The sequence below is a fragment of the Leptospira tipperaryensis genome, assembly GCF_001729245.1.
In the GTDB taxonomy this organism is placed as follows: Bacteria; Spirochaetota; Leptospiria; order Leptospirales; family Leptospiraceae; genus Leptospira; species Leptospira tipperaryensis.
This window is the reverse complement of sequence record NZ_CP015217.1, coordinates 930,572-957,029: the sequence shown is the minus strand read 5'-3', so window position 1 is coordinate 957,029 and position 26,458 is coordinate 930,572. Positions and strand designations below refer to the sequence as shown.

The following is a 26,458-nucleotide window of genomic DNA, read 5'->3' as shown; positions in this document are numbered from 1 at the left end:
TCCCCTCGAATGAGTGAAAGTTTAAACAACGTAGAATACCTTTATAAGAGTTATTACAATAAACTCAAGTTTTTCTTTCTTAAGTCTGGTATAACAACAGAGACAGCGGAAGAACTTTGCCAAGAAACTTTTATAAAGGTTTATAATAATCGAGAAAAGTTTGATCCGAATAAAGGATCCGAAAACACATGGGTCTATGCGATTGCTAGGAACGAATTGACCGATCTTTTTAGAAGAAATAATAAAGAGAAGAATATCATCGAATATTCATCTTGGGAAAATTTAGTTTCTTCTTATGATTCTTCAACATACAAACGAGAGGAAGAAAGAATTCTAATGGAGAAGCTGACAAAATCGATTCATTTGCTGAAAGAGCCCGAGAAGTCGATTGTTATTCTTCATTGTATTCACGGTAAATCAATCGCGGAAACGTCGCTTCAAACCGGAATCGCACAAAGAACGGTCAGTAGAAGATTAGTATCAGCGTTATCCTTACTGAAAGAAGAATTAAAATCATTAGGAATTGATAAAAGCTGGTTGGAAGGAGCGCAAGGATGAAAGAAGATCCCAAACAAAGTCTACTTCGCGCCCTGGATCCAAAAACTTCAAAAGAAGAATTTGCCGAACTCATGAAAGACCCGATATTACAAAGAGAATACTTTGAAATCATTCGAATGAAATCTCTATTGAGTTCTCTCAAACCGGAAGATTTTACGGTCGCACCCAAATCTTTCGTCATTCCCTGGAAACGGACGGGAGCTTTTTTCTTGGCGGCGGCCTCTATTCTTATCGTTTTTGGAATATTCTATTTTTATAAAATAACAAACGATTCTTACAAAGTCGCGGGAAATCTAAAGGTTTCTCACGGAGTTTGCGAGCAAAACGAATCTTCCGATCACTGGATCGGATATCAAACCAAAGAAAATTCTTATTGTGACTTGATCTTAGAAGGAATGGGGACTTTTTCGATTCGTATCTTTCCGAATACTCGATTTATTACGGAAACGAGTCCTAACAATTTAAGAATCAATATCCAAGAAGGTTCGATCCTACTTTCTTCCGTTCACAAAAAAGAAGGGATCGTCGTCGAGGCAAACAGTCCTCACATACGTTCGATTCTACTTGGCACGTCCTTGTTTATCACCGCCAATAAGGATAAGGAAAGAATTTTTTTAATCGAAGGCTCGATTCAAGTCGAAGCGTTAGGCGCCACCGAGGAGACAAAATCCATTTTGGTCAAAAGCGGTTCCATAGCCGAAACCGCCGACTGGAACGAAACCTCGAAACCGGATGAACTACGGATTCAAATCAATTCGATCTCCGCAAAGGAAGAATCGATTTTGCAAACTCAGTTTGATTCGATGAAACAAATCCGGGAAAGTAAGGATTTTATCGGATACAAAACGGAAGACATAAAATCTATCGAGACCGTTCATGAAAGAGAAAAATGGTCCAACCGTCCCTACGTTCAAATCATGTTGAAGAATGGAACCGTTCAAGAAGGATACTTAATCGAAATCGGCGACTTCTACTCGATCCAAACGATCGATTCCGGTTTGATCCGAATGCCAAAAACTTCGATCTCGGAAATTTCAACTCTGAGAAAATAAGTTCCTTATCTTTCGTTCGGAGGTATCTGAGACATTTTTTTTGCAAAGGCCGCGTGCTCAACGGGATCGATCGGCCGAAATTTTATTTTCTTACTCGCCGGATATTTTCCGAGATAGTTATCCCCTTTCCAGTTAGTCTTTGGACGGATGGGACGCGGAACAAAGTTCCCTCCGCAATTAGGACAGATGTTGGAAAGAAATTTCTCGTAGCAAGAAACGCAAAACGTACACTCGAAGGAACAAATGACCGCCTCGGTTGATTCCGGTGGCAGCGGCTTTTCGCAATTTTCACAAATCGGTCTCAATTCTAACATGAGGCAAATTTCAATGCCGAAGAGGAGAGATAAACTATTTTTTTCCGGACGGAATCAACGACAAAAAATAATTTCTTAACGTTGTTAAACGAAGACTTGACTTCGTATTAATTTTCCTTGGATCCTGCGGAGATTTCCCGATCCAAGATCTTCAAAGATTCCAGAATCTTACTTGTCGCTTGATAAAATTCTGGCGTAACCTCGATCCCTTGAATATCCGATCTCATTGCATCCACCGTATCGCATATAAAAGAGAGAAGTGTGTTGGGGTCGCCTTTCTTTGTTATAAGACTTTGAATGAGCTCAATGTTCTCTTCGTGCATAATTTCCTTCCGTCGGTTTTCCTTTAGGAAATAGGAGTCGGAACGGGACGTCGCTTCAAAGTTATGAAAACGATATAAATTTCTTTGATTTTTTAGTTTCCATTCTAAGACGCACTATTAATATTGGTTTATCATTAGCAATTATTGAGTGAATGTTGTTAAAACGCCTTAAAGTCGCAATTCTTTTACTTCTACTCGTCGGTTGGATGGGCAGGGAGATCCATACTCACTCGGAGAAAGAATTTCGCACAGCAGCTTCCCATTCTACTTATGCTTCTCAAGAAGACGTCAAACACTCTCCACCTTGTCCTATTTGTCAGTTCCAAAGAAATGTTTCTTCTCTGTGGAATCCGGATTTTCTCGTTCGAAACTCTTCGTTACTTCTCGTAAAAGAAAACATCACTTCTTCGAACGTTCTTATCGTTTCTCTTACCGTATATCAGATTCAACTCGGCCGCGCACCTCCTCTCCTTTTCACGATCTAAAACCGCCGTTTCGATTGATTGAGGACTTTTGTCCGGGAGATGTCGCTTGAGAAAGCCATTATATTATTATTTTAGAATATTCTTATTATTTATTTTTATTTCACCTTTTTCCGTTTATGCTTTGGACGTAATTTTATCGGGGACGGTAAAGGATAAGGAGGGAAACCCTATTCCCAACGCAAGGATTCTAATTCAAGAATCCAGAAAGAGCGCGATGACCGACGAAAAAGGCGAGTTCGTTTTGGACCACGTTACGCCGGGCAAATATACTTTTTTTGCGAGCTCGAGGGGTTTTCAGTCGGAAACGATTTCAGCAATCGTCGGAGAAAGGGACGAAAAAATTCAGTTTATTCTGATTAAAAGTTCTTTGGACGATTCTTCGATCAACGTAACCGCAAAATCTACGATCTCGGACTTCCTAACTTCGCCGCAGCCGATCACGGTTTTAACCGGAAGACAACTCGACAGACAAAGAGGTGAAAACGCGATGTCCGCGATCAATAACACTCCCGGCGTCTCCAATTTGACTACGGGAGCGGGAACCTCGAAGCCGATCATCCGAGGTTTGACTGGGCAAAGAGTTCTCGTGATGACCGACGGAATCAGACAGGAAGAACAACAATTCGGAGACGATCACACCGTAGAATTAGACGCTTTTAATATTCAAAAAATTGAAATCATTCGCGGACCAGGTAGTCTGCTATACGGCTCCGACGCGTTAGGCGGCGTCGTAAACGTGATCAGAGACAAGGCCCCTCTTTCGGGAGAAGGAGTTCCCAAGATGGCTGGAATCTTCAATTCCAACAGCTATTCCAACAACAAACAAGACGCGGGAAATTTTGCGGTCTTCGGCAATATCGACGGTTTCGGTTATCGCGCGAGCGCGAACACTCGTAAGGCTGGAAGAATCACGACTCCAAACGGAACCATTCCGAATACGGGCATGATCGAAAAAAACAAAAGCGCATCCATAGGCTTGGACGGGAAATGGGGAAACTTTTATATCGATTCCTTTCAGAGGGAACAAACTCAGGATCTTTTCGACAATCCGAATGAAAATCCAGGAGCGACGATCTTTCAAAAATTAAAACACGAGAAATCCCATTTTCATTCTTTTTTTATTTTGCCCGCGGGCAATTTGGAATTGGACGTCTCTTATCAGAGAAACAATCGAAGAGAAATTCAATCAAAGAATAGACTTCTTCCGATCAAGGAAACACTTCTCGACGATTCAATCGACAATTTTGACAAAGCGTTTCAATACTATCAAGTCACCGCTCGAGATAAGAATCAAGGTTTGAATCTATTCTTAGATACCGCCACGGCCGATGCCAAATTTCATCACAAGCCGATGTTTGGTATTCTAAAAGGAACCATAGGAGTTTCCGGTCTGCAACAAACCAATAAGACGATCGGCTCGGAACCGCTGATCCCGTCTTACGGAATCGTAAACTTAGCAGGTTTCTTTTTGGAAGAATTGAAATTGGGTTCGTTAACTCTGAGCGCCGGAGTAAGAGGAGACAAAAGAGCCACCGACATCAGAAACAACGCGATCTTGGGAGTGCTCGAACAAACTAAAAATTATTATGCGACAACGGGTTCGGCCGGTCTTGTATGGAGAATCAACAAATCGTTTTCTTCGATTCTCAATTACGGAAGAGGATTTCGAGCCCCTACTCCGTTTGAACTTCTCTCCAACGGAGTACACGAAGGAACTGGGAAATTCGAAATCGGAAAAGATACTCTAAAACCTGAATATTCAAATAATATGGATTTCTCTCTGAGATACGCGTCTTCGCGAATCCAAACCGAAATCAGCGTTTTTCAAAATCACATTCAAAATTTTATATATGCCGCGAGCATTGCGGAAATAGACGCGGAGTCCAATCTTCCGAAATACAAATACAAACAGGGGGACGCCGTGTTACGGGGCGGCGAATTCTCCATCCAAGCGGAATTGACTCGGAAATTAGTTTTTTCAGGCGGAATCGATATCGTCTACGCAAGAAATCAGAACGATACAAATCCGCTTCCCAGAACGACTCCAAATCGTGCGCGCGCGGGACTTCGATGGACCGAAGATTCTTTTTTAGGCATGAAGAATTTCTATCTTTCCGTCAACGGAAGATTTTACGATTCTCAATACCGTGTGGATCCGAAAGAAACTCCGACCAAGGGTTATAACCTAACGGACATCGGGTTAGGTTTTGAATTGCCCTACTTCGGAGACGGGACTTCCAAACCGACCTTGGATTTTAGCGTTCAAAACGCATTCAATGTTTCTTATGTAGATCACTTGAGCCGTTACAAAGACTACGCCCTCAATCCGGGAGTCAATGCGATCCTAAAAATTTCCTTTCCCTTTACTCTTATTCAATAGGAATACAATCATGAAAAAATACATTCTATTCTTCTTAATCATTCCGATTCTTTTTTGCCAAAAAGATAAGGACGAATACGACAGAGACCAAGTCTCTCGTCTGCTTGCGGGCGCTTTCAATGAAACAAAAGCGGATTGTATCTATTGCACGGACACACAAGCCTTTCAAGGGAATTGCAGCTGTTATAAACAAATTCCAGTCTGGAGTTGTCAGGGTTATTCGAGTGGGCGCAAAAAATCAAATTCGGTCAAAGTATCCTGCGATGATTTGACAACTAAGGGAATCTGGACGGAAGATCCGGAGCAAACCGGGGCCAAGTCCTGCACGTATCTCACCTGTCCTCCCGAAGCTTATAGAGCCGCGTTTACCCCGGACGGGGTTTGAGAAAGGAATGTTTCGGGAACCTTCGGTTCCCTGTTTCTAAAATCTAAAATTACATTCAAAATTCATAAAGTATCTTCGATTTAAAGTCCGAAAAAGAATAAAGATATTCCCTTTCAAAATGCACGACCGGTTTTCCGGAGAATGTATGGATGATCAGATCCGTCCTCCGAATAACCGGCCGCATGACAGCTCTGATTATAAAAATCCAATTCCTTTTAACCGAAATATTCGTTCCTAATCCATTCTTTCTTTGCGAAGTTTTCAATTCCATCTCAGATCAGGAAAACCTGTTTACAAATCCAAGCCCGATGAAGGAATGAAATCAAAATAGATCTGGAGTGATTCTTACGTTATGCCATATGTTAATCTGCAAGTCGCCGGCCCCCTTACCCGAAAACAAAAAGAGGAAATCGTAAAAGAATTCACCGAGACCCTCGAAAGAGTCGCGGGAAAACCTCCCGAAGTTACGTACATCGTGATCGACGAAGTTTCCAGAGAAAACTGGGCAAAGGGCGGAAAACTCCTCGAGTAAAGTTCCACTGAATTCTTTTTTGTGCTGAAAGGTATAATTTTCAGAATTTAATTTTTGAGTTTTTTTGAAAGAACTCGATTTTTTTTTCGTAAAATCAGGAGAGCGCGACTTCAAAGTCCGCGCTAAAAATCTATGTCTACAATCCTATTCTCCATTTCCAAACTTGTAACGCTCGTCCTATTTCCTCTTCCTTTAGTTCTCTTAGTTCTGTTGTTTGTCGGGTTCAAACTCAAACGATGGAAAGAAAAAATTTCCATTTTGATTCCGGTCCTTTTTCTCTGGATTCTTTCCACGAGCACCGTCTCTCAAAAACTCATTCAATCTTTGGAAATTTATTATCCACCCGTTTCCGTTAGCGTCGTCCCAAAGGCGGACGTCATTTTGGTGTTAGGCGGAATGGTGTCCACGCTGAGTCGTCACGACGAGCCGGTGGAATTGAACAACACCGCGGAAAGACTTACGGAAACGATTCGGCTCTATCAGGCAAAGAAGGCGCCTCGAATTCTTTTTTCGGGCGGTTCCGGAAATCTTTTTTATCAAGAAGTTCCCGAATCGGAACCGGCCGGCAGATTCTTAAGACAACTCGGAATACCCGAGTCTTCTCTCATCTTAGAATCCAAAAGCAGAAACACCGCAGAGAACGTCGCCTTTACGACGGAGTTACTCAATGAACGCGGTTGGAAGTCGATCATTCTTGTGACGTCTTCCTTCCACATGAAACGATCCGTGGAAAACTTTCAAAACAAGGGGCTCACGATCATTCCCTTCCCCACGGATTTTCGAGCTCAAAAGTCGGTCCTTACCTTGGACAACTTCTTTCCTTCCACATTCTGTCTCGAAAACTCAACGATCTCGATCAAGGAATGGATCGGAATTCTCGTTCAAAAGATTCGAAACTCTTGAAAGACGTTTGGAATGGAGTAAAATGTCGATATTTCCACTTTTCTCCTTCCGTTATCTTTGATTTCATGGTCTAAAACAGAAACTAGATCGGAACTTTTAACGATGAATATCAAATTTACGGTCCTCGCCGGGATCATTCTTCTTTCCCTCGGCTCCATCGCTTATTTCTCATCCAAGGAAACTTCATATACGCTTCTGGACGCTTCCGAATTGGCAGCTTCTCCCGCTCGTTACCAAGACGATCTCTTAAGGGTCAGAGGTTTTGTAAAATTAGGGACGGTGGTTCGCGAAGGTAAAACCGCAAAGTTTATCTTAGAATTTAACGATAAGGAAATCCCGGTTTTTTTCACCGGAGAAACTCTTCTTCCGGACGCATTTAAAGAAGGAACAAGAGCAAGAGTCGACGGTTATATGAAGGACGGAGTTCTTGTTTCCGATCACGTGGAAGCAAAGTGTGCTTCCAAATACGAAGCCGATTATTCGGAAGAAAATAAATAAATTTCTATCGCCTAAAAACGAAAGGACAATGGACTCTTTGATATGAATGATTTCGGCGCGCTCTGCATAATCGCTTCTTTCGCAATTCTTCTTTTTTCCATATTACAAACTTCTTATGGAATTTGGAAACAGGATCGCCAAGCGATCGAACTCGGAAGATATACTCTGATGGCAAACTCGGCCATAATACTTTTAGCGTTTATAGTTCTTTTGGTTCAACTCTTTAGAACCGATCTTTCCAACTACTACGTAGTGATGCATTCCAACGAACATCTACCTTTGTTTTACAGACTCACGGGGATTTGGTCGGGTTCTTCCGGTTCTCTTCTTTTTTGGAATCTTTTGCTTTCCATCTTTACGTTTATCGTTCTATGGCAAACAAGAGAATTGATAAACGACAGAATTCCTGTGATGAATCTAACGTTAACCGTCATCTCGGCGTTCTTTTCTTATCTTGCGGTTTTTTATTCCGACGCTCAACCCTTTCGCGAATTCCAACCGGCGGCAATCGCTGGAAGAGGACTCAATCCTCTTTTGCAACACTGGGCGATGGTGATCCACCCGCCGATTCTTTATATAGGTTATGTGAGTTTTGCGATTCCGTTTTGTATCGCGACTTCGGCATTGATCACCGGACATCTTTCCGAAAACTGGTTTCGTTTTGTAAGAAGATGGACGATCTTTTCCTGGTTCTTTCTTGGAACTGGAATTCTTCTCGGATCAAAATGGGCGTATGAAGAATTAGGTTGGGGCGGTTACTGGGCATGGGATCCTGTCGAAAACGCGTCTTTGATGCCTTGGCTTCTATCCACCGCGTTTCTTCATTCCATGATCATTCAGGAAAGAAGGGGAATGTTAAAGTTTTGGAATATGCTTTTGATCATCCTCGCTTTTCATTTTTGTTTATTGGGAACCTGGATCACACGAAGCGGAGTTTTAGAAGGCCCTCATAGTTTTTCCAAGTCAACGATCGGAACACCGTTTATCATTTTTATCGGAATCAGCTTCGCTTTCTTTATCGGATTTTTAATCTACCGCAGAGACGCATTAAAACCGGAAAGAAACCTGGAAGCAATGACTTCCAAGGAAGGAAGTTTTCTTTTTAACAACTTTCTTCTCGTGATCGCAACTCTCGCGATTCTTCTTGGAGTGTTTTCTCCGCTTCTTTACGGAAGAGAATTCAAGGCTCCTTGGTTTAATTCTTGGGGAGTTCCGTCCGGAATTCTTCTCATCCTCTTGATGGGATCTGCGCCCCTCCTTGCTTGGAGAAAGGGCGCGGATAAAATTTTCTTTTCCACACTCTTCAAACCGTTGTTAGTCGGAATCTTGGGTGCGGGAGCTTACATTCTTTTTTACACTCAGAATTTTACGATCAGCGATTATAGCCTCGGAGATGTACTCGGAGAAATTTATTCGGTCGTCGCGGTCGGTCTCGGAATTTTCACGATTGCCGGAATCGCTCAAGAATATCACAGAGGAATCGTCGCGAGAAAAGAGACGTATCCTTCCGAGAATTATTTCTTTTCCGGATTTAGAATGCTCTTAAAAAACAAAAGAAGATATGGAGGTTATCTCGTCCACTTGGCGATGGTGATCCTTTTTATCGGATTTGCGGGAAACGCGTTCAAACAAAACACTTCGATCAAATTCTTTTACTTCTTAAACGCGCCTGAAAAAAACGAAATCGTATATTCCAGTCAAGACACGGGAGTTCTTGGAAACTATCAGATTTCCGCGAGCACTCTCAAGATCAAACCTCTCGTAAACGGAGACGCCAAAAACGGTTTAAACATTCAGAATGTGATCGTTTCTCACGAAGCGACCTTTCAAGTCAAACGTCATCTGAAAGATTTTTCGACGATGGTGACCGAAAGAAGATTTTATCCGCAGATTTCGCATCTCAGCGGAGACTTTGAAACTCATATCCCGACGAGTGAACCGGCGATCGCGTCGACTCCAAAAGAGGATCTTTATATCCAATTGGGTGCGATCGAACACGCGGATCTTTCGGATGAAAATCCGGATCTTCCTCTTTTATTTATGAATTATCTTTTTACGAACGAAAATCAACCCGTTCGTAAACTGGAGAATTTCAATCGTTTTCCAAGGCAGATCGTCGCCAACTTGGAAGTCTGGGTCAATCCACTCGTAAAATTTATTTGGGCGGGTTCCCTACTCTTTTTCTTCTCGGGACTTCTGATCCTTCTTCCTATTGGAGAATCCAGAAATTGAAAACAACACTTTATAAAATTCTAATTTTCTTATCGATCGTTGTTTCGATTTCTCTGTACAATCCGATCTTCGGAGATTCTACCTTTACCAATTTGAACGAACCGGAACAAATCCGGACCTTTCACGAAGTCACTTCCAGAATCCGTTGTATTTGTATTCCGTCGATCACGATCAAGAGTTGTTCGTTTAACAATTGTACTGTCTCCGCGAAGCTGAAAATTTTTATAGAGAATCGGATCGTAAAGGGCGAAAGCGCGGATGTGATCGTAAACAAAATGGTACACGGATTCGGAGAAGAAGCTCTACAAGATCCGGTCATCCAAAAATTTGTGGAAGCAGGAAACACGGGAATGGCAAACTCGGTCGTCTTCGGTTTTGGAGAAAACATTCTCGCAGCGCCGGATTCCACTTGGATCAATCTGAGTTTAGGCCTCGCGGGAGTGTTAGGAATTCTTTTTATATTCTTTTTTATGAAACGTAAAAATCCGAATTCGTCCAAAGGATCCTCCCTAAATTCTCCAAAAGAGGAAACCGAAGCCTTCAATCGTTATCTTTCAGAAATACAGGAAAAACAGAAATAATGGATCTTCTACTCATTCCATTTTATATCGTCTTAGTCGGGATCTTAGTCCTTCCGTTTCTTTACGTACGCTTTTCCATCGATCTCAAATCTACAGACGTAGAATCCGAAAAACTGGAACTGATCAATCGAAGAGAAGTGATCTTAGAAAATCTAAGAGACATCAAAATAGAATTCGATACCGGAAAACTGACCGACGGAGAATTTCAATCCATCTCCAACGGAATCGTTAAAGACTTGGAAGAATTCGACGAGAAGATCAGGACGATCGCGCAAAACATTCCACAACAAACACAAGTTGCTCCGAACACGAACGAAATTCTTACCAAATACTGTCACGAATGCGGATTTAAGATCGAGATCTACGGAGCGAAATTTTGTCCTTCCTGCGGAACCAAACTGATAGTCTAACGGAAATTTTATCGAAAACACTTTCTGTTTTCATAATATTCTTTTCTATACTTGCGTTTTTAAGCTGCGCGAGTAAGAGCCTGAAACTCCAAGGGGATTTAGTCCGCCTAAACGAACTTCCTTTTTATGGCGCGGGCTTTTATGTTTCCGCCTCCAAGGTCGATAAAGAAGATTTGGAAGAAATAAGAAAGGATCTGAAAAACGAACTCGCGTCCCGTTCCCCGAAAGACAGACTGGAAAGATGGAAAGAAATTTCCGAGTTAAACGGCTCGGAAGGAACCTATATCCTTTTTCAGATCGTTCCTGAAACGAGGGTTCTAACCGAATTTCTAAACTTTCAATTTTCGTTCAACGATAGGCCCGCAGAAAAGTCCTGGTCTTATTATCTGCAAACCCTTACGGCGAAAGTAAGAAACTCGCGTTTTTCCGCGCTTCCCGCATACGGCGCCGTAGCCTATCCGTATTACACGGTCCCGCCCGGTGTTTATCCTTCGGGAGCTCTTGTCTATGATTCCGACGTGACCACGGACACAGAACATATCTATCGTTTTTTAGTCCGTTTTCCCAAGGACGTCGCCCATCGTAACTCCGCGAAAAAGAATTTTTTCCAAGTAACAACTCCCGCCAAATCCATTCTAAAATTTGAATATTAGGTTTATTTGTAGTTATTTGAATTCCTCTTTTTGACAGGAGTGCAGTTTGCACACCCGTCTTCGACGAAAGAAGAACCTCGATTTTCACAATGAAAATTCTATTTGAAGAATGTTCTAAAATCCTTTCGGTTAAACCTTTCATAGCAAGAATCCGCCAGAAGATGTTGCTTCTTAAACCCAAAGTTTAAGAACGCGACGGAAATTTTCGGAGAATGTTTCTTTTTTTGTAAATCAAGAAACATCGAAAAAATCGTTGTCGGAACTCCGACAACGTGCGGATTTCTTTCTTGCAATCTTTCGATTTTCTGATAAGGCGGATTGGTGCGATTTTTCCCGCCACCTCTCCTCCTCCACCCAACGAGGGTGGGGCGCGCGAACTTTCACGGCAGAAGTAGGAACTACGACAATTGTTATTCTCTCATCTTCGCTGGACTTAGACTTGCCGGGCCAAAGTATTCTCGATTCAAATATTCTTCCACGTCTTCTTCTTTCCAATTTGTAAATGGAATTCCGTATAGAGTATTTAGATAAGCCTCGACTACAAAAGGATAACGAAAGCCTTCGATAAATCTTTTCTTAAAATTTCCGCGTCCTAAAAACATAAAATCGAAAACGACTTTCCATCTCTCGCCACTCCAAAGTTCTTCTTCGCTTAACAATCGAACTTCATAATAGAGCCGATCGAGTTCGGAACTTCCCAAAACGGAAGCGCTCTCCTCGACATATTCCTTATAACCTTCCGGCAAAAGTCTTATGTAATGACCGGGAAAACCCTTTCCGGGTAATCTCGCCAAAAAGGGATCGGTTATCCCCAAGAGATCAATCCAGTGAACCTCAGGGCCTCCATAAAAACCTGCTAAACCGACATTGGTCGTGATCTCCACTTCCCGAGCTACGGAAAGTGGATTTGTATCCGAACTGGAGTCTTCTTTCTTTGAAACAATCCTCCTATCTCTCTCTAAGATTCTTTCCTTACTTTCTCTTCCTTGTGAAAAACGGATTTTTATCGCATACTGAGCCCAAGGATGAGACTCCGGATAAACTCCTCTCAACCAGCTCTTTAAGGAAACATTATCTTGATAAGACGTTCTCTCATCCGCGATTCCCTTTTCGACTCGAACTTCCGATCTTTTAGAAAAATACTGAAACGGCGAAAGCGGATGTAATAAATAATAAACCAAAACTATCGTCCCAAAGACGGCTAACGTTCCTTGAACCGATTTGGGTTTCGTTTCCAGACGGATCGACCAAAAAAGCATTTGTGAATAAAGAGAAACGATCAGACAAGAACCGAAAAATCTTCCTGCCATAAAATCTCCTCCGATCCAAAGAAGATAAATAAATACCGGAAGAATCGACCCCGCTCCCACCAACAAAACTTTTCTTTCCTTCTTCGTAAGAACCCATTCAATTTTTCTAAAGCGTCCGACAATAGCTTCTGAAAAAATTAAAATGAGATGGGAAAGAAAAACAAAACTCGCGATCGGATCCCATTTTAAACTTACCCTTATATAATTCCAACCCGCGATCATCCTTTCGGAAAGAGAGGAAATTACGTTTGTCTTTGCGTAAAATGTATTCGGAAAAATCGATCCATAATAAACGAGCGAGAAGATAAGAAAAATCAGCCACGGCAAAAGTCCTAAAAAACCGTACATCAAAAATCGAACTCTCTCGATTTTCGAAATTCTTAAAAAGAGAATGATCAGAGGAGCAATCAAAAGAAGAGCCAGATCCAAACGAGTCAATAACAGAAACGCCGTCAAAAGCCCGATCAAAAAACCGCTTCTTCCCGAAATACCTTCTTCCGAATTTGAATACAAAGAATAAAATTGAATTAAGAATAAAAGAAGCAAAAGAAAGGAAAGGGGATTCTCCAATCCCGATGTATTATAATCTACGAATATTTTAGAAGAAAAGAGAACGAGAAAAGAAACGGATACGATCCCGACAAAAATTCTAAACTTAGAAAAGGCAAAAACAAAAGAGGAAAGAAAAAGAATTCCGCAAAGATAGGAAAGTAAATACGCGGAAATAGAAATTTCGCGGACTAAGGCCTGCGTCGGTATTAACAAAAACAACCAGAGAGGATGTGTGTAAACCTGAACTCTTTCGAGAGGATTCCATCGAAGCCCAAGTCCGTTTAAAAAATTGTCTACGACTCGAAACGTAATGAACGAATCATCCGAGAGCCAGGCGCTATGATAGAATACGATTGTATAGAAAGGGATAAAAAATAAAAGAAGAACGGACTTCCCGGAAATTCTTTTTACAAAAGCAATTCCGGGGAAATTCATTTTTTACGAATGGCGTTTGCGAAGTTCTTCCACGACGTCTTGCAGAGAAAGACCTTGCTCGACTAATAAAACCTGCAGGTGAAAAAGTAAATCCGCCGCTTCGTGGGTGAGTTCTTTTTTGTCCGCATTCTTAGCCGCGATGATCACCTCACCGGCTTCTTCTCCGACTTTTTTTAGAATACGATCCACTCCGCCGCGAAACAGATCGGCCGTATAAGATTTATCAGGAAGTTCCTGTTTTCTTTTTTTAAGAATATTTTCCAACTGTAATAAAAATTCCATGAATCCAAGGCTTCCTTTGCGAAATCTGCCCCTAGTTTTCCCAGGCTCCGATTCTCCGACAACCGTATTTTTAGTTTCTTCCGGAAAGAAAACGCTGGCTAAAGCATTCGTAAAACAGTCCGATGATAGAGAATGAAGAATTTATTTTTCCCAATCTGCATCGCTCTTACCGTCCTCTTCCATTCTTCTCTTGGAGCCGAGATCCAATGGGAAAAATCGGTGAAGACCGCTTTCGAAAAAGCGAAGGCAAACGGCAAACCGATCTTTATCGACGTCTACGCCGACTGGTGCGCGTACTGCAAAACTCTCAAGAAAGAAATCTATCCCAAAAAAGAAGTTCAAAATGAACTCTCCAAGTTTGTGACACTTTCTCTCGACGGAGACACCTTCCCGAATCTAAAAAGAAAATACGGAATCGAAGGATATCCTTCCATGCTCTTCTTAGATCAGAACGGAAGTTTAATCGATAAGATCACCGGAATGCCGGACTCAAAGATGATTCTTAAATATTTAAAGAATGCTTACGCGAGAAGAAATCTTGAAAAAGAATATTTAGACAAACTCGCAAAAGACCCCGAAGGAACCAAAACGAATTTTCAAGCGGGAGTCTATTACTTTGAGGCAAGAGAATACGCAAAGGCGATTCAGTATTTTAAAAAAGCGATCGAATCCGGAGATTCCAAAAGCACGGATAAAAAACACGACGCCCTCTACAACCTTGGAATTTCCTATCTTGAAGTCGGCAATTTTAAGTCTTCCGTCGAAACCTTCAGCGCATATCTCGCAAAATATCCGAATGGCGACGCCGCGTCCGCTTTCTTTTTTAGAGCCAACGCATACGAAGAATTGAATCGAAAAGAAGAGGCAAAATCGGATTACAAAAAAGCTTTGGAACTCACGAGCGACGCGGAAGAGAAAAAAGACTTACAGATTAGAATCGATTCTCTAAATTAGAATATTCTAATTTTTTAAAAAAGAGATTCCCCAGTCTCGAACGTTTCCGGCGCCGAGGGTCACGAATTTGTCGCCGGGTTTTAAAAAACGAGAGAGTTCTTTCACTCCTTCTTCGATATCTTTGGAAAGGATTTTTACAGGTTTTGTCATCGCATCTGCGATGAGTTTTGTTTCGACCCCTTCGATCGGATCCTCTCCCGCAGAATAGATCGGTAAAAGATAAACCGTTTCTCCCGTGTCCAGGCTTTCCGCAAATTCCTTATATAAATTCTGAGTTCTCGTATATCGATGCGGTTGAAACAAGATCACCGCCCTTCCGCCGTTCTTCAGACCTTCCATGGATTGAATCACCGCTTTGATCTCCGTCGGGTGGTGTCCGTAGTCGTCGTAGACATCGATTCCGTTTTTGCCGCCGAGGTATTCCAGTCTTCGGCTGACTCCCGAGTATTCCGGAATTTCTTTGACGAGCTTATCCAAGTCCGCTCCCGCCTCGAAACACGCAAGAATCGCCGCGAGAGCATTTTTAAGATAGTGTTCTCCAGGATATTTTAGAGAAAAAGAATATTCTTTTTTTTGAAAATAGAATGTGAGAGTCTCCCTTTCTATCTTATAGAGAGCGACTTTAGAATCCTTGATTCTTTCGTCTTGAAAAATCTCTTTTGTATCGGCGGATTGTATCCTTGCAAAACCCAAAATTTTAGAATGATCTCCAAAGAGCGGAAGCGCGTCCTTGATCCCGATATCGTCCAAGTTTAGGATCAATCTTTGCGATGCACGTTCCATATAACGAGCAAAGGCCTTGAGAAGATTCTCCCTCGTTTGATAGTAGTCAAGATGATCCTCGTCTACGTTTGTAAGAATCCGGATTTCAGCATTATGATTATTGAATGTTCCGTCGGATTCGTCGGATTCGAAAACCGCCCATTCTCCCTTTCCCCAAGAACCGCCTCTTCCGTTTAAAAACGCGACTTCTCCGCCGACCATCACCGAAGGAGAGAATCCGCATCGATCCAATAAGAACGCGGTCATCGCAGTGGTTGTGGTTTTTCCGTGGGAGCCCGCGACCGAGATCTGTTTTTTTTCGGACATCACTTGGTGAAGAAGTTCCGAACGATGTACGATCGAGATTCCCTTCTCCCGAAATTTTTTGACTAACGGATGAGAGTCCAATCGGATCGCGGATGAATAGATGGCAAGATCGTAATTCTCCACTTCGAGCGTGTCCGACTTGTTGAGGACGGTCGCTCCGTTCTGAATCAATTTTTCAACAACAGCCGAATGTTTGCCGTCGTAACCGCCGACTTTCATTCCCTTTTCCAAAAGAAGAAAGGCAAGAGAGGACATTCCCGATCCTCCGATTCCAAGAAAGAACGGTCTTTGAAAAGATTTCCAGTCAGCTAGCATCTTAGTCCAGAGAGAAAAAGTATTTCGCGGTGTCTCTCGCAGCGTCGACGTGAGAGCACTGAAGAGATCTGATAGACATGTCGTTTAACAAAGATACGTCGTTTGCCAATTTGTCCAAAATTCTAAAAAGATGGGATTCGTCTTCGTCTTTCTGATCCAATACGACGGCCGCACCGTTGAGTTCGAAATACTTCGCGTTCGCCATCTGATGATCATCCTTTGCATAAGGATAAGGGATGAGAATCATAGGAAGAGCAAAGGCCGCGCATTCGGACAAAACACCCGAACCGGAACGAGCGATCACAAAGTTCGCCCATTCGTATTGTTCTTTCATATTGTCAGTATAGGAGATGAGTTCCGCGTCTTTCTTCGTCTTTTGCGAAACTTCTTCGTATAAAGCCGAGCCCGTTAATAAGCGAAATCGAAATTGAGTGTTGATTTCGTCGTGGTCCATCAGACGAACTACGATATTGTTGATCTGTCTCGCGCCCTGGCTTCCGCCCATCACGAGCACGTTAAACTGCTTCTTCTTTTTGGTGTCGTATTTTTCTGAAAACTTCAAAGACATCTTTGGAAGTGTCTTCTTTCTCAAAGGATTTCCGATAATCAACCAATCGCAAGGAACGGAATGATTGACCGGAGGAAAACTAAACGCGGCCTTATTGGCGAATCGAAAAAACAATCGGTTCACGTTTCCGGGAATACAATTCTGTTCGCAGAGATAGACTTTTTTTCTAAAAAGAACTCCGTATAAAATCGAAGCGACGGTCGAGTAACCGCCCATCCCGATGACGACGTCCACGTTGAGTTTACGGAAGAGCAAAAATGTTTTTAGAATCTGATACGTATAACGAAAGGGAAAAAGAAGAATATTACTGGAAAGAGGAGGAAGATTGTGCCAGAGAACGTTACACGGAGCTTGTTCCAAGTCCGGATTGTTTCGATTCCTCTCTAAAGAAAAAAGATATAAATTCTCATATCCGATCTGCTCTTTTAAGTCCGTGAGAACTTCCGCAAGAGCCACTCCCGGTGATATATGTCCTCCGGTCCCGCCGGCTGCGATTACAATCGATCTCATAGACCTAGGTTTTCCTTTCTCGTTATATTGACAAGAATTCCAAGAGAAATCAATACGATGAGAATCGACGATCCCCCATAACTTACAAACGGTAAGCTGATCCCGGTGATCGGAAAGATTCCTGTGACAACGAACATATTGATGATAAATTGTGTTCCCAAGATAATCAGTATTCCCGCTCCCAAATAAAAGCCAAACGGATCCTTAATCTTCTGAACCAAATAAAAAGAACGGAACAGAAGCATTAGGATTAGAAAGATAAAAATCATAAAACCCACAAAACCGAAATCTTCGACGAACGTTGCTAATACGAAGTCAGTATGGCTGTAGGTGAGATAACGATGGGCGTAACCCGAGGCGAGTTTGTTTCCAAACCAACCTCCGTCCAAAAACGCACGAAACGAAGTGACGAGCTGATGACCTTCGTCGAATCGATATCGATAAGGATCCAACCAAACTTCCACCCTCTTCTTTCGATAACCGACCCGATCGATCAGAATGTAAATCAGAGGAAGGGATACAATACCTACGACGAGCAAATTTCGAAAAGGAAATCCAAATAAGAAAATAAAACCCAAAATTACAAAAAGAATTTCTAATGTGGTTCCGAACGCTGGTTCCACAAGAATCAAAACGATCACAGTGAGAAGTAAAACCGAAGGGAGCAAAAGTTTTTTGTAATCGGGAGCGGATTCTAATTTTAATTTTTTAAAAAGCGAAGCCAAATAGATCAAAACAGCGACCTTGGCGACTTCCGAGGGTTGGAGTTGATACGGGCCGAGGGCGATCCATCTGTGAAAGTTTCTTCCGTAATACGTGGAAACCGATTTTCCCACCCCGGGAATGAATACAAGAATCAAAAGTCCGATCGCGACTAACATTCCTAAGGCGGCGAGTTTTTCGAGTTTCTGATACGGAAAGACCGAGAAAAAAAAGAAAAACACAAGACTCACGCAGGTCCAGATCGCCTGTTTTTTGAGAAAGTATTCCGAATCCTTAAACTCTCTCCAAGCGGTGATGCTCGAAGAAGAATACATAACGCAGAGTCCCAAAAAAAGAAGAATAAAGATCGTTACGATAAGAAGAACATCCAAGGACGTTTTTCCCGTTCCCCAGATTTCTCTCCACTTCCTTCCGATAAAATCGATCATTGAATTTTGAGAGTCGATAAGGAGATGATCGCGAGGATGACCGCGATGATCCAAAATCGAATTACGATCTTGGTTTCTTTCAATCCTCCCAATTCAAAGTGATGATGCAGAGGAGCCATCTTAAAGATTCTTTTTCCAGTCAACTTAAAGGATCCCACTTGAAGAATTACCGAAAGAGCTTCACAAACAAAAATCGCACCCAAGATCAAAAGAAGAATTTCCTTCTTCAGAAGAATCACGACCATTCCCAGGGTCGCGCCTAAAAAGAGAGAACCCGTGTCCCCCATAAAAATCTGAGCCGGATGAGCGTTGAACCAGAGAAATCCGAGAAGAGCTCCCGCGAGCGCGGATAAGAATACCGAATATTCGTGAGCGCCCGGAAGATAAGGAATGTTGAGATAATTTGCGACGATCGGGGTTCCCGAAAAGTAAGCGATGATTCCTAACGTAACAACGGCGATCGCAACGGTTCCGGTCGCGAGTCCGTCGAGTCCGTCAGTCAAATTCACGGCGTGAGAAGAACCGATGATCACGATGATCGAAAACGGAATCGCAAGAAGTCCGAGCGCAAGAACAGGCCCCTTTACAAAAGGAAAAAACAAATCCGTCAATTGAAACGGAATTTTACCGGAATGTCCCGGAGGAGTATGACCCGTATAATAAAAGAATAATATACAAAACCCGAGAGAAATCAGAATCGAAAGAAGAAACTTCGTCCTCGCGCGCATCCCACCTTTGATCTTTTTTACCGATTTCATATAATCGTCCGCAAAACCGAGAGCGGAGAAAAAGAGAGAAAAAACGGCGAGCATCACGATGTTCGGATTTTTAAGATTCCCCCAGAGAAGAACCGAAAGAAGTAGAGAACCGATGATCAAAAGACCCCCCATCGTAGGAGTTCCCTTTTTTGCCTCGTGGGATTTTGGGCCGTCGTCCCGAACGGATTCTCTAAACTTGAGTCCGTATAAAAAGTCGATCACACGATGACCGAGCCAGAACGTGACCAACATCGAAGTCAATCCCGCCATCAAGGCGCGAAACGTAACGTAGCTAAAAATGCGAAGGGAGTCCAGATGGTTGAAGTAAAGATCGTAGAGATAGTAAAACATGTACCCGTCCTAGTTTCAAAAAAAAGGAGTGTTCTTTATTTGTATCGGAGAATTTTAAAAAAGACCGAAGGCTTTTTGAACCTGCTCCACGTCGCTGAAGTGACGTTTTTCTTTTCCAATGATTTGATATTCTTCGTGACCCTTTCCGGCGACGAGAAGACAACCCCCTTCCGGTAAAACCGCCACACCTTCTGCGATCGCCTTGGCCCGGTCCACTTCCCTGAGGAGCGGAACAAAACCTTTGGAAAAGCCGGTCTGGATCTCGTCCAAGATGGATTCCGGTTCTTCCGTCCTCGGATTATCGGAGGTAAGAATGACCTGATCCGAAAGTTCTTCCGCGATCCGCGCCATCTTCGGACGTTTGGTACGGTCCCGATCTCCTCCGCAACCGAAAAGAGTGATCAGTTGTTTCGGTTTAGAATCTCGGACACTTCGGATAATATTTTCCAGAGCGTCCGGGGTATGAGCGTAATCGACAACCGCCATTCTCGAACGGTCCTTGCTGTAGACGATTTGGAAACGTCCCGGGATCTGCGGAATTCTTTCCAAAGAAGAAGACATCTTTTGCGGATCCAAGCCGAGCCCGATTCCGGTGATCCAAGCGAGGGCCGTATTACGAACGTTAAACGAACCCAAAAGATTGGTATGAATCAAATGAGAAATCCCATCCGATAAAAGAGAATACGAAGTGCCCTGGAGATTGAGGGAAGGATCTCCGATCTTCCATTCTCCCCGCGGACCGTCGAGCGCGCGGACCTTGAGACTTGGAAGACGAGATTGAATTCTTTCCAAGAGTTCTTTTCCTCCCGGAGAAACAAAATCAACTACTGCAAACGGAGAACGAGAAGAATCCAAGATTTCAAAAAGGCGGAACTTACTTTCAAAATAGTCTTCCATGTTCGGATGAAAGTCGAGATGGTCCTGAGTGAGATTGGTAAAGACGCCCGCCTTCAGAGAAATTCCGTTCATCCTTCCGAGTTTGAGACCGTGAGAACTCGCTTCCATAAAAACGGTGTCCACTCCCCGATCCTTCATCTCCTTGAGAATGAGATTGAGAGAGGAAGCGTCCGGCGTAGTATAACCCGTATCAATCAGTTGATCTCCGAATTTCACTCCGATCGTTCCGATCAAACCGCAGTTGCGTCCTTGCTCTTTTGCTAATGCGAAGAGAATATTCGTAAGAGAAGTTTTTCCGTTGGTTCCCGTCACCGCGACGATCTCCAACTCTTTCGAAGGGTGACCGAGAAGAAAGGAAGCGATTCTTCCTTGGAGTTGTTCGGGATCGATTTCGGTTTCTAAAATAATCTTAGAATCCGGAAGAACGATCGAAGAACCGCTCCGAATCAAAATCAAGGAAGCCTTTGTATTGGAAATATATTCTTCTTTTTTAGAACCGAGGGAATCGGAGACGCAGAAGATATCTTCTAAGTTTGTCTTTCGAGAATCGGATTGGATATAACCGAGTTCGATTCCATCGGACGACTTGCCGTTTGGAACGGATCTGAGTTTGAGTTCTGGAAATTCAGGGAGAAGCTGGGTTAACTTCATTCTCGTCTTCATTTTTTTCAGGAGGTAGGTTTAGAGTTATGATTCTATCTCCCACCGTGATGGGAAGATAGTTGTATGTTTTTCTATAAAGAGTTTCGATTCTTCTTGCGGAAGTATAAGTGGCGACTCCGATTTTTAAGTCGTCGTTCTTTTTGATCTGTTTGATCTTTTCACCGGTTGCGATGCTGATCTCTCGATTGAGTCTCGCAACCTGAACATTCTGCCAGACGTAGAGAAAAAAAAGACTTAAGAAAAGGATCACCTTTCCCAGATTGAAAAATAGAATTCCGAGATCCTTCCAAACTGGGCTTTCCAACAAGGCTCCGATCTTAGACATCCGATTCTTCCTCTTCCTCGAAATCTTCCTTTCTATATTTCTTATCGACCGATTTCGTTTTTTTGAGCACTCTCAATTTTGCGGAACGGGAAGCCGGATTCTCCCTCGTCTCGTCTTCGGAAGGAAGAATCGGTTTTTTTGTGAGGAGCATAAAACCGTTTTCTTTCGCGTAATCTCGGAGCGCGTTTTTCACGATTCGATCTTCGAGAGAATGAAAGGAGATCACTTGGATCAGTCCGTCTTCTCGTAAAAGATCGAGAAGAGATTTCAAACCGGTTTCGATATGAGAGAGTTCTTGATTGACTTCGATGCGAAGGGCTTGAAAGATCCGAGTCGCGGGATGTCTTCCCGGAGGCCAAAACTTTCTAGGAATGATTTTGGAAATGAGTTCCGCCAATTCTCCGGAAGTCGTGATCGGATTCTGCTTTCTTCGATCGATGATCACTTCGGCGATTTTTTTGGACCAACGTTCTTCGCCGTATGTATAAAAAATGTTTAAGAGTTTGTCTTTTGGATACGTGTTGAGGACGTCTTCTGCGCTTAAGCCCCTATCCGGAGAAAGTCTCATGTCGAGGGGTTCGGATTCTCTAAAACTAAAACCTCTTCCGGAATGAAAAAGATGGAACGTGGAAATTCCAAGATCGAGAAGAATTCCCTGAGGGCCCTCTTCCACACCGTGAGCTTTTAAAAGTTCGGAGTTGATATCCGAAAAATTGGTTTCAATCGGGATGACCCTTTCTTTGAATTCGGAAAGTCGAGCATTCGCACGAGATAACATGACCGGATCCCGATCGCAGAGAATGACTTTAGAATTGGGAAATTCTTGTAAGAAGAGAAGGCTATGTCCGCCTTCTCCAGCGGTTCCATCTAAGAAAAGAATGGATTCTTCTTTTGAAAAATTCTCCTGAAAGATTCGGAGAATATCTTTTCCTTGAACTGAATAGTGAACCGGTTCCAATGTCTTTCCATCCTTTTTCTAAGATCCGGTCCTGCAAGGAGATTCTAAGGTAAGTCCGTCAAGCCGCCCGCGTTGATCGTATTTGTATATCCTTTCGATTGAAGCGTCTTGAAGGCCTCCAGGCTGCGTCGCCCCGAACGACAATACAAAACGATTTTTCGATCGGTCGATCCGAATTCTTCCAACCGAGAGGGAATCTGATCCAAAGGAATGTTGACCGCGTTTTTATAATGACCGGTTTCAAATTCCTGTGGAGTTCTTACGTCTACGACGAGGGCATTCTGAGAAATCCATTCGCCGACTTGGCTTTTGTCGGCTTGTTCCGGAGTTTTTCCACAAAAGGTCAAAAGGAAAAATCCTAAGGTTAGAATCCAGAGAAGCAATTTCCGTTTTCCCAAAAGATCATTCCTATCTTGATTCTGATTCTTCACCATTTTCCTTCCATCCGTGTTCGGCTTTTTGCCGAATCGATTCTTTTGATTTTTTAGAATCTAGTTTTCATCTCTCACACAAAATGTCCCTCGAAAAATCGAAGAAAGGATCGGTTTCCGATCGCTTGGATTCTTTTTTGGAGAATTTTATCTCTCAGGGAATCCGATTTTTTTCCTTCTCCCAATGGAAACGAAGAGGAAGTCACTTTTCCTTTCGATCGAACACGCTAATTTTTTGACAAGGCGAGAGACCCGAATAATTTAGGGTCCATGGAAGAATCAAATTCTACTCAGTGGGATGAGCCCAGGAAAAATCTTTTTTCAATTCATAAACTGGATTACGCCCGAGGAAAAAGACCTGAGGTGGATTGTATTCTTTGCGGAATTTGCAGAAAGGATCCCGACGTTCCCAATCTCATGATCTCCGAAACCGATCTCACCGTCGTTTCCGTAAATTTGTATCCTTATAATCCGGGACATTTGATGGTCTTTCCCAAAAGACACATTCTTTCTTACGAAGAGATGACCAAAGAAGAAGCTCTGGAGATCCACGAGGCCGCGTCGAAGGCGATTACCATTCTTAAAAAACTTTGGAACGTGCAGGGTTTCAACCTGGGTTATAATATCGGGAAGAACGCGGGCGGATCTATTCCACATATCCATCAGCACATCGTTCCAAGATTTCCGAACGAAGCCGGCTTCTTAGACGTATTAGCAAATTCAAGAATTGTAATTTACGAACCTTACGAAATGCAAAAAGAATGGATTCGCATTTGGAAAGAATTTTCTTAATCCGAATTCTTTTGTCAAACTACCGGTTTTTTCTGATAAATCGTATGACCTAAGAATTTATAACTCTCGGAAATGCCGAATAACGTTTCCGAATGCCCGATCACTAAAAGTCCTCTGTCTTTCAGAACCTTTTCAAAGTTTTCGAAAATTTTCTTCTGGGTCTGTTTATCAAAATATATGATTACGTTTCTGCAAAAGACGCAGTCCATCTTATCCGGAATCGGATACGGCGTTTCCAAAAGATTCACCTTTCTAAAATCGATCAGAGCCTTTAATTCCGGCTTTGCTTGATAGGAAATTTCTCCTCGTTCCGGATCTTTGATCTTGATAAAATATTTAGTCTTTAATTTTTCATCCACGGGAAGAAGACGGTCTTCTTTATAGATTCCTTCTTTTGCGGTGTTGATCACATTCGTGTCGATATCGGACGCGTAGATCTTGATGTCCCAGCCGGGTTTGAACGCGAAGTAATCAAGACAGGTCATCGCGATCGTATAAGGCTCTTCTCCCGTCGAACACGCGCTAGACCATATTCTTAGAATTTTTTTCCCGTTCTTGGCAGCCTTCTCTTCTATGGAAGGAAAGAAGGTGGATTTTAAAAATTCGAAGTGATGATTCTCCCGATAAAAATCGGTTTTGTTCGTGGTAATTCTGTTGATGAGTTCGGTGAGTTCGCTGTTAAAAAACGAGTGGTCCGCGCGGAGTTTACCGATGTATTCTGAAACCGACTTTAATCCGAAGTGGCGGGCGCGTCCGTTGAGGCGGGACTGAACCATAATTTTTTTATGATCGGCTAAGAAGATTCCGGTCTCTTTGTACATAAGAGATTTTACGAATTGAAATTCTTCATCGGAAATGGAGCTCAGACCGGACTGAATATCTGTCATGGTAAAGATGTTTTATAAAGTACCGAATACTCTGTCAAGAGATACAAGTTTAAGGATTTGTTTCAGACGATTCGAAACGTTCACGGTTTCCACGTTGATTCCCAAACTTCGAACGCGATTTGCAAAGCTCACCAACACCCCGAGCGATACCGAAGAAATGACCTCGATATCGGAAAAGTCGAGAACGATGCAAGTTGGATTTTTTTCTAAAAAGGAATTCAGAAAAATTCTAAATTCCTCGTGCTCCAAGGTAAGGTCGTTCAATTTTAAAGATATGTAAACTTTCTCATTGAAAACCATTGATCAAATTAGACGATATAAAAAATAGAATTCAACCCTAATATTTTTTGCGAGAATTATGGAACCCATTGAAAAAGAACAGGACGGCTCGGAAGGATTTTCAGCCCGATTTGAGACTTCGGATCCGATTTTACTTTCTATTGTGAAATCGTTTCTAGACGCAAATGAGATCCATTATTTTGTTACCGGTGAAGAATTGTTTTTTCTGGAAGGGGCCGCAGTTCCGGCTGCAAGTCATTTCGCAATCGTTTATATGATGGATCAAGACTATCCGATCTTGAAAGAGTTTTTAGAAAGAGAGAATCATTGAAAATAGGAATCGTTAAACATTTAAACGCAAGACCCCTGACTTGGGGATTCGAAAAAGATATAAAAAATCAAATCGTTCCCGATAACCCGGCACTACTCAAAGACTATCTACTGAATGGAGAAATCGATTTAGGACTCATCTCTTCGATAGAATGTATTCGAAATCGAGAAATTCTCAACACATACCAGACAACGGGAGTTTGTGCGAAAGAAAAGGTTCGATCCATTCTTTTCTTTAAAAATTTAAAGGAAGAATATCCTCCTAAAACGATTCTTACCGACAACGGCTCGAAAACGAGCATGGCTCTCGTAAGAGTGTTGATTCATGAGGAAACCGGAATGATTCCGGACGTAAAGCCGACCGATTCTAAAATTATACAAGAACAGATTGAAAACGGGATCGGTTCCCACATGCTTTTCGGAGACAATGCTCTATTAGCAAAATGGAATCCTGCTTTTTACGAAGTAAGGGACCTCGCCCAGTGGTGGAACGAACTTACCGGCCTCGGTTTTATTTTTGCGCTCTGGGCGAGCAAAAAGCCGCTCTTAGTAGATGAGTCTTTGTTCATTCAATCTTTAGAATATGGAATTTCTCATATTGAAGAAATCATTTCGCAAGAATCTCGTCTTCCGGAAACGGTCGTGAGAGAATATCTTACAAAAGAACTCCACTATAAGGTTGCGGAAGCCGATCAGAAAGGTCTTTTTCTCTTTGGAGAAAAGTGTAAAAATCTGGATCTTTTATAAATTCGAAAAGAGATTCCGAAAGAATGAGATCGAATTACGGAGGCTCGCGACGTGGGAAAGAAAATTAGAAAAGAAGAATTTGAATTCTTTCATCCCTTGAGGGTGCGTTATGCGGAATCGGACCCGCAAGGGATCGTCTTCAACGCAAATTATCTTACGTATTTCGACGTTTCGATCACTGAATACTTTCGTTGGTGCGGGTTGCCTTACGGAGAACTCGGTTCTAAATACAAAACGGATTTTCACGTCGTTCACTGCGAGATCGACTACAAGGCTCCCGCCCGTTTTGACCAGGAAATCCATATTTACGCGAAGGGAAGTTTTTCCGGCGTGAAAATTTTTTGGGATCTTGCGATTTTTCGAGATGAGGAACTCCTCTGTTCGGGTCAACTCGTCTATGCGTGTGTCGACTCACAATCGGGAAGTCTGAAAAAAATCGATTTAGAACTTGCAATGTTTTTAAAGTGGATGCCCGCTCAGACACCTTCTCAACAAACTTGAATCTCTATTTTTTTTGTCGTCGTCTTCGATATTGTAGGAATTCCGACGGGCTGATTTTCCAAAAAAA

General features: G+C 42.5%; 31 protein-coding genes. 17 read left to right on the top strand and 14 right to left on the bottom strand.

From position 1 onward, the window contains the following. The first annotated feature begins 9 nt into the window (after window positions 1-9). Together A0128_RS04580 and rsx are read left to right on the top strand one after the other, a co-directional pair. Window positions 10-558, top strand: coding sequence for an RNA polymerase sigma factor (locus A0128_RS04580; protein WP_156781768.1), 549 nt, complete (start codon window positions 10-12; stop codon window positions 556-558). Continuing rightward, a complete protein-coding gene (gene rsx, locus A0128_RS04575; protein ID WP_069606436.1) occupies window positions 555-1,610 on the top strand; it encodes an LIMLP_03685 family anti-sigma factor in 1,056 nt (351 codons plus the stop codon). The genes A0128_RS04580 and rsx overlap by 4 nt, the downstream gene beginning before the upstream one ends. Before the next feature lie 5 nt (window positions 1,611-1,615). On the opposite strand, the gene A0128_RS04570 is transcribed toward rsx, so the two are convergent. Both A0128_RS04570 and A0128_RS04565 read right to left on the bottom strand, forming a co-directional pair. After that, the gene (locus tag A0128_RS04570) at window positions 1,616-1,924 is read right to left on the bottom strand and encodes a DUF1272 domain-containing protein (protein WP_069606435.1); all 309 of its coding nucleotides are present in this window, start codon (window positions 1,922-1,924) and stop codon (window positions 1,616-1,618) included. 107 nt (window positions 1,925-2,031) lie between these two features. Next, complete coding sequence (locus A0128_RS04565) at window positions 2,032-2,247, bottom strand: hypothetical protein (RefSeq protein WP_069606434.1); 216 nt, start codon at window positions 2,245-2,247, stop codon at window positions 2,032-2,034. Window positions 2,248-2,399: 152 nt separating this feature from the next. Between A0128_RS04565 and A0128_RS04560 the strand changes: the two genes are divergently transcribed. The 10 genes from A0128_RS04560 to A0128_RS04515 all read left to right on the top strand — a co-directional run bounded on the left by A0128_RS04560 (window position 2,400) and on the right by A0128_RS04515 (window position 11,306). Beyond that, window positions 2,400-2,732: an LIC10965 family protein gene (locus tag A0128_RS04560; protein WP_069606433.1), complete on the top strand. Its 333-nt coding sequence runs from the start codon at window positions 2,400-2,402 to the stop codon at window positions 2,730-2,732. Window positions 2,733-2,778: 46 nt separating this feature from the next. Beyond that, on the top strand, window positions 2,779-5,112 hold the full coding sequence (locus A0128_RS04555; RefSeq protein WP_069606432.1) for a TonB-dependent receptor: 2,334 nt from the start codon (window positions 2,779-2,781) through the stop codon (window positions 5,110-5,112). A 10-nt stretch (window positions 5,113-5,122) separates the two neighbouring features. Beyond that, the gene (locus A0128_RS04550) at window positions 5,123-5,497 is read left to right on the top strand and encodes a hypothetical protein (protein ID WP_069606431.1); all 375 of its coding nucleotides are present in this window, start codon (window positions 5,123-5,125) and stop codon (window positions 5,495-5,497) included. Between the two features lie 352 nt (window positions 5,498-5,849). Next, entirely contained in the window at window positions 5,850-6,029 is a 180-nt protein-coding gene (locus tag A0128_RS04545) for a tautomerase family protein (RefSeq protein WP_069606430.1), read from the top strand. A gap of 132 nt (window positions 6,030-6,161) precedes the next feature. Further along, window positions 6,162-6,932: a YdcF family protein gene (locus tag A0128_RS04540; protein ID WP_069606429.1), complete on the top strand. Its 771-nt coding sequence runs from the start codon at window positions 6,162-6,164 to the stop codon at window positions 6,930-6,932. 102 nt (window positions 6,933-7,034) lie between these two features. Next, window positions 7,035-7,430 (top strand): cytochrome c maturation protein CcmE domain-containing protein, encoded by a 396-nt coding sequence (locus A0128_RS04535; RefSeq protein ID WP_069606428.1) that lies wholly within the window; start codon window positions 7,035-7,037, stop codon window positions 7,428-7,430. A 42-nt stretch (window positions 7,431-7,472) separates the two neighbouring features. Then, window positions 7,473-9,662: a heme lyase CcmF/NrfE family subunit gene (locus tag A0128_RS04530; RefSeq protein ID WP_069606427.1), complete on the top strand. Its 2,190-nt coding sequence runs from the start codon at window positions 7,473-7,475 to the stop codon at window positions 9,660-9,662. Next, the gene (locus tag A0128_RS04525) at window positions 9,659-10,243 is read left to right on the top strand and encodes a cytochrome c-type biogenesis protein CcmH (protein ID WP_069606426.1); all 585 of its coding nucleotides are present in this window, start codon (window positions 9,659-9,661) and stop codon (window positions 10,241-10,243) included. Before A0128_RS04530 ends, A0128_RS04525 begins: the two co-directional genes overlap by 4 nt. Further along, window positions 10,243-10,653: a zinc ribbon domain-containing protein gene (locus A0128_RS04520; RefSeq protein WP_069606425.1), complete on the top strand. Its 411-nt coding sequence runs from the start codon at window positions 10,243-10,245 to the stop codon at window positions 10,651-10,653. The genes A0128_RS04525 and A0128_RS04520 overlap by 1 nt, the downstream gene beginning before the upstream one ends. A 32-nt stretch (window positions 10,654-10,685) precedes the next feature. Then, on the top strand, window positions 10,686-11,306 hold the full coding sequence (locus tag A0128_RS04515; protein WP_427854341.1) for a hypothetical protein: 621 nt from the start codon (window positions 10,686-10,688) through the stop codon (window positions 11,304-11,306). A 410-nt stretch (window positions 11,307-11,716) separates the two neighbouring features. Here A0128_RS04515 and A0128_RS04505 read toward each other — a convergent pair whose 3' ends face one another. After that, entirely contained in the window at window positions 11,717-13,603 is a 1,887-nt protein-coding gene (locus A0128_RS04505) for a hypothetical protein (protein ID WP_069606422.1), read from the bottom strand. Window positions 13,604-13,606: 3 nt separating this feature from the next. Then, entirely contained in the window at window positions 13,607-13,885 is a 279-nt protein-coding gene (gene hisE, locus A0128_RS04500) for a phosphoribosyl-ATP diphosphatase (protein ID WP_069606421.1), read from the bottom strand. A gap of 132 nt (window positions 13,886-14,017) precedes the next feature. On the opposite strand from hisE, the gene A0128_RS04495 reads away from it, so the two are divergent. After that, a complete protein-coding gene (locus tag A0128_RS04495) occupies window positions 14,018-14,839 on the top strand; it encodes a tetratricopeptide repeat protein (RefSeq protein ID WP_069606420.1) in 822 nt (273 codons plus the stop codon). A gap of 6 nt (window positions 14,840-14,845) precedes the next feature. Here A0128_RS04495 and murC read toward each other — a convergent pair whose 3' ends face one another. The 8 genes from murC to A0128_RS04455 are packed head-to-tail and all read right to left on the bottom strand — an operon-like array spanning window position 14,846 to window position 22,858. After that, complete coding sequence (gene murC / locus A0128_RS04490; protein ID WP_069606419.1) at window positions 14,846-16,243, bottom strand: UDP-N-acetylmuramate--L-alanine ligase; 1,398 nt, start codon at window positions 16,241-16,243, stop codon at window positions 14,846-14,848. A gap of 1 nt (window position 16,244) precedes the next feature. Next, the gene (locus A0128_RS04485; RefSeq protein ID WP_069606418.1) at window positions 16,245-17,321 is read right to left on the bottom strand and encodes a UDP-N-acetylglucosamine--N-acetylmuramyl-(pentapeptide) pyrophosphoryl-undecaprenol N-acetylglucosamine transferase; all 1,077 of its coding nucleotides are present in this window, start codon (window positions 17,319-17,321) and stop codon (window positions 16,245-16,247) included. Next, window positions 17,318-18,472, bottom strand: a complete 1,155-nt coding sequence (locus A0128_RS04480) for an FtsW/RodA/SpoVE family cell cycle protein (protein WP_069606417.1) — start codon at window positions 18,470-18,472, stop codon at window positions 17,318-17,320. Before A0128_RS04480 ends, A0128_RS04485 begins: the two co-directional genes overlap by 4 nt. Beyond that, window positions 18,469-19,581, bottom strand: a complete 1,113-nt coding sequence (gene mraY, locus A0128_RS04475; RefSeq protein ID WP_069606416.1) for a phospho-N-acetylmuramoyl-pentapeptide-transferase — start codon at window positions 19,579-19,581, stop codon at window positions 18,469-18,471. The genes A0128_RS04480 and mraY overlap by 4 nt, the downstream gene beginning before the upstream one ends. A 54-nt stretch (window positions 19,582-19,635) precedes the next feature. After that, window positions 19,636-21,129, bottom strand: coding sequence for a UDP-N-acetylmuramoyl-L-alanyl-D-glutamate--2,6-diaminopimelate ligase (locus A0128_RS04470; RefSeq protein ID WP_069606415.1), 1,494 nt, complete (start codon window positions 21,127-21,129; stop codon window positions 19,636-19,638). Beyond that, window positions 21,104-21,466 (bottom strand): hypothetical protein, encoded by a 363-nt coding sequence (locus A0128_RS04465; RefSeq protein ID WP_069606414.1) that lies wholly within the window; start codon window positions 21,464-21,466, stop codon window positions 21,104-21,106. The genes A0128_RS04470 and A0128_RS04465 overlap by 26 nt, the downstream gene beginning before the upstream one ends. Further along, on the bottom strand, window positions 21,459-22,424 hold the full coding sequence (rsmH, locus tag A0128_RS04460) for a 16S rRNA (cytosine(1402)-N(4))-methyltransferase RsmH (protein WP_069606413.1): 966 nt from the start codon (window positions 22,422-22,424) through the stop codon (window positions 21,459-21,461). Before rsmH ends, A0128_RS04465 begins: the two co-directional genes overlap by 8 nt. 44 nt (window positions 22,425-22,468) lie before the next feature. Further along, window positions 22,469-22,858 carry a rhodanese-like domain-containing protein gene (locus A0128_RS04455; RefSeq protein ID WP_069606412.1) on the bottom strand — a complete coding sequence of 130 codons (390 nt, stop codon included), beginning with the start codon at window positions 22,856-22,858 and terminating at the stop codon, window positions 22,469-22,471. Between the two features lie 267 nt (window positions 22,859-23,125). Here A0128_RS04455 and A0128_RS04450 point away from each other — a divergent pair, with 267 nt between their 5' ends. After that, window positions 23,126-23,647: an HIT family protein gene (locus A0128_RS04450; RefSeq protein WP_069606411.1), complete on the top strand. Its 522-nt coding sequence runs from the start codon at window positions 23,126-23,128 to the stop codon at window positions 23,645-23,647. A 14-nt stretch (window positions 23,648-23,661) separates the two neighbouring features. Here the strand turns inward: A0128_RS04450 and A0128_RS04445 are convergent, their stop codons facing one another. Continuing rightward, window positions 23,662-24,534, bottom strand: coding sequence for a CheR family methyltransferase (locus A0128_RS04445; RefSeq protein WP_069606410.1), 873 nt, complete (start codon window positions 24,532-24,534; stop codon window positions 23,662-23,664). Between the two features lie 12 nt (window positions 24,535-24,546). Further along, window positions 24,547-24,834, bottom strand: a complete 288-nt coding sequence (locus A0128_RS04440) for an STAS domain-containing protein (RefSeq protein ID WP_069606409.1) — start codon at window positions 24,832-24,834, stop codon at window positions 24,547-24,549. 58 nt (window positions 24,835-24,892) lie between these two features. On the opposite strand from A0128_RS04440, the gene A0128_RS04435 reads away from it, so the two are divergent. From A0128_RS04435 to A0128_RS04425, 3 genes are read left to right on the top strand one after another with little or no spacing between them, the layout of a single operon-like run. Beyond that, entirely contained in the window at window positions 24,893-25,144 is a 252-nt protein-coding gene (locus A0128_RS04435) for a putative signal transducing protein (protein WP_069606408.1), read from the top strand. Beyond that, window positions 25,141-25,890, top strand: a complete 750-nt coding sequence (locus tag A0128_RS04430) for a menaquinone biosynthetic enzyme MqnA/MqnD family protein (RefSeq protein ID WP_069606407.1) — start codon at window positions 25,141-25,143, stop codon at window positions 25,888-25,890. Before A0128_RS04435 ends, A0128_RS04430 begins: the two co-directional genes overlap by 4 nt. A 51-nt stretch (window positions 25,891-25,941) precedes the next feature. Continuing rightward, complete coding sequence (locus tag A0128_RS04425) at window positions 25,942-26,391, top strand: acyl-CoA thioesterase (protein WP_069606406.1); 450 nt, start codon at window positions 25,942-25,944, stop codon at window positions 26,389-26,391. The last annotated feature ends 67 nt before the right edge of the window (window positions 26,392-26,458 follow it).

What these genes read in the sequence shown, in the direction of transcription:
- A0128_RS04470 (WP_069606415.1), bottom strand. Translation starts at nt 21,129, where the DNA reads ATGAAGTTAACCCAGCTTCTCCCTGAATTTCCAGAACTCAAACTCAGA.
- murC (WP_069606419.1), bottom strand. Translation starts at nt 16,243, where the DNA reads ATGCTAGCTGACTGGAAATCTTTTCAAAGACCGTTCTTTCTTGGAATC.
- rsx (WP_069606436.1), top strand. Translation starts at nt 555, where the DNA reads ATGAAAGAAGATCCCAAACAAAGTCTACTTCGCGCCCTGGATCCAAAA.
- A0128_RS04455 (WP_069606412.1), bottom strand. Translation starts at nt 22,858, where the DNA reads ATGGTGAAGAATCAGAATCAAGATAGGAATGATCTTTTGGGAAAACGG.
- A0128_RS04570 (WP_069606435.1), bottom strand. Translation starts at nt 1,924, where the DNA reads ATGTTAGAATTGAGACCGATTTGTGAAAATTGCGAAAAGCCGCTGCCA.
- A0128_RS04550 (WP_069606431.1), top strand. Translation starts at nt 5,123, where the DNA reads ATGAAAAAATACATTCTATTCTTCTTAATCATTCCGATTCTTTTTTGC.
- A0128_RS04485 (WP_069606418.1), bottom strand. Translation starts at nt 17,321, where the DNA reads ATGAGATCGATTGTAATCGCAGCCGGCGGGACCGGAGGACATATATCA.
- A0128_RS04545 (WP_069606430.1), top strand. Translation starts at nt 5,850, where the DNA reads ATGCCATATGTTAATCTGCAAGTCGCCGGCCCCCTTACCCGAAAACAA.
- A0128_RS04520 (WP_069606425.1), top strand. Translation starts at nt 10,243, where the DNA reads ATGGATCTTCTACTCATTCCATTTTATATCGTCTTAGTCGGGATCTTA.
- mraY (WP_069606416.1), bottom strand. Translation starts at nt 19,581, where the DNA reads ATGTTTTACTATCTCTACGATCTTTACTTCAACCATCTGGACTCCCTT.
- A0128_RS04435 (WP_069606408.1), top strand. Translation starts at nt 24,893, where the DNA reads ATGGAACCCATTGAAAAAGAACAGGACGGCTCGGAAGGATTTTCAGCC.
- A0128_RS04445 (WP_069606410.1), bottom strand. Translation starts at nt 24,534, where the DNA reads ATGACAGATATTCAGTCCGGTCTGAGCTCCATTTCCGATGAAGAATTT.
- A0128_RS04535 (WP_069606428.1), top strand. Translation starts at nt 7,035, where the DNA reads ATGAATATCAAATTTACGGTCCTCGCCGGGATCATTCTTCTTTCCCTC.
- hisE (WP_069606421.1), bottom strand. Translation starts at nt 13,885, where the DNA reads ATGGAATTTTTATTACAGTTGGAAAATATTCTTAAAAAAAGAAAACAG.
- A0128_RS04450 (WP_069606411.1), top strand. Translation starts at nt 23,126, where the DNA reads ATGGAAGAATCAAATTCTACTCAGTGGGATGAGCCCAGGAAAAATCTT.
- A0128_RS04465 (WP_069606414.1), bottom strand. Translation starts at nt 21,466, where the DNA reads ATGTCTAAGATCGGAGCCTTGTTGGAAAGCCCAGTTTGGAAGGATCTC.
- A0128_RS04480 (WP_069606417.1), bottom strand. Translation starts at nt 18,472, where the DNA reads ATGATCGATTTTATCGGAAGGAAGTGGAGAGAAATCTGGGGAACGGGA.
- A0128_RS04560 (WP_069606433.1), top strand. Translation starts at nt 2,400, where the DNA reads ATGTTGTTAAAACGCCTTAAAGTCGCAATTCTTTTACTTCTACTCGTC.
- A0128_RS04565 (WP_069606434.1), bottom strand. Translation starts at nt 2,247, where the DNA reads ATGCACGAAGAGAACATTGAGCTCATTCAAAGTCTTATAACAAAGAAA.
- A0128_RS04495 (WP_069606420.1), top strand. Translation starts at nt 14,018, where the DNA reads ATGAAGAATTTATTTTTCCCAATCTGCATCGCTCTTACCGTCCTCTTC.
- A0128_RS04440 (WP_069606409.1), bottom strand. Translation starts at nt 24,834, where the DNA reads ATGGTTTTCAATGAGAAAGTTTACATATCTTTAAAATTGAACGACCTT.
- A0128_RS04530 (WP_069606427.1), top strand. Translation starts at nt 7,473, where the DNA reads ATGAATGATTTCGGCGCGCTCTGCATAATCGCTTCTTTCGCAATTCTT.
- A0128_RS04505 (WP_069606422.1), bottom strand. Translation starts at nt 13,603, where the DNA reads ATGAATTTCCCCGGAATTGCTTTTGTAAAAAGAATTTCCGGGAAGTCC.
- A0128_RS04580 (WP_156781768.1), top strand. Translation starts at nt 10, where the DNA reads ATGAGTGAAAGTTTAAACAACGTAGAATACCTTTATAAGAGTTATTAC.
- A0128_RS04540 (WP_069606429.1), top strand. Translation starts at nt 6,162, where the DNA reads ATGTCTACAATCCTATTCTCCATTTCCAAACTTGTAACGCTCGTCCTA.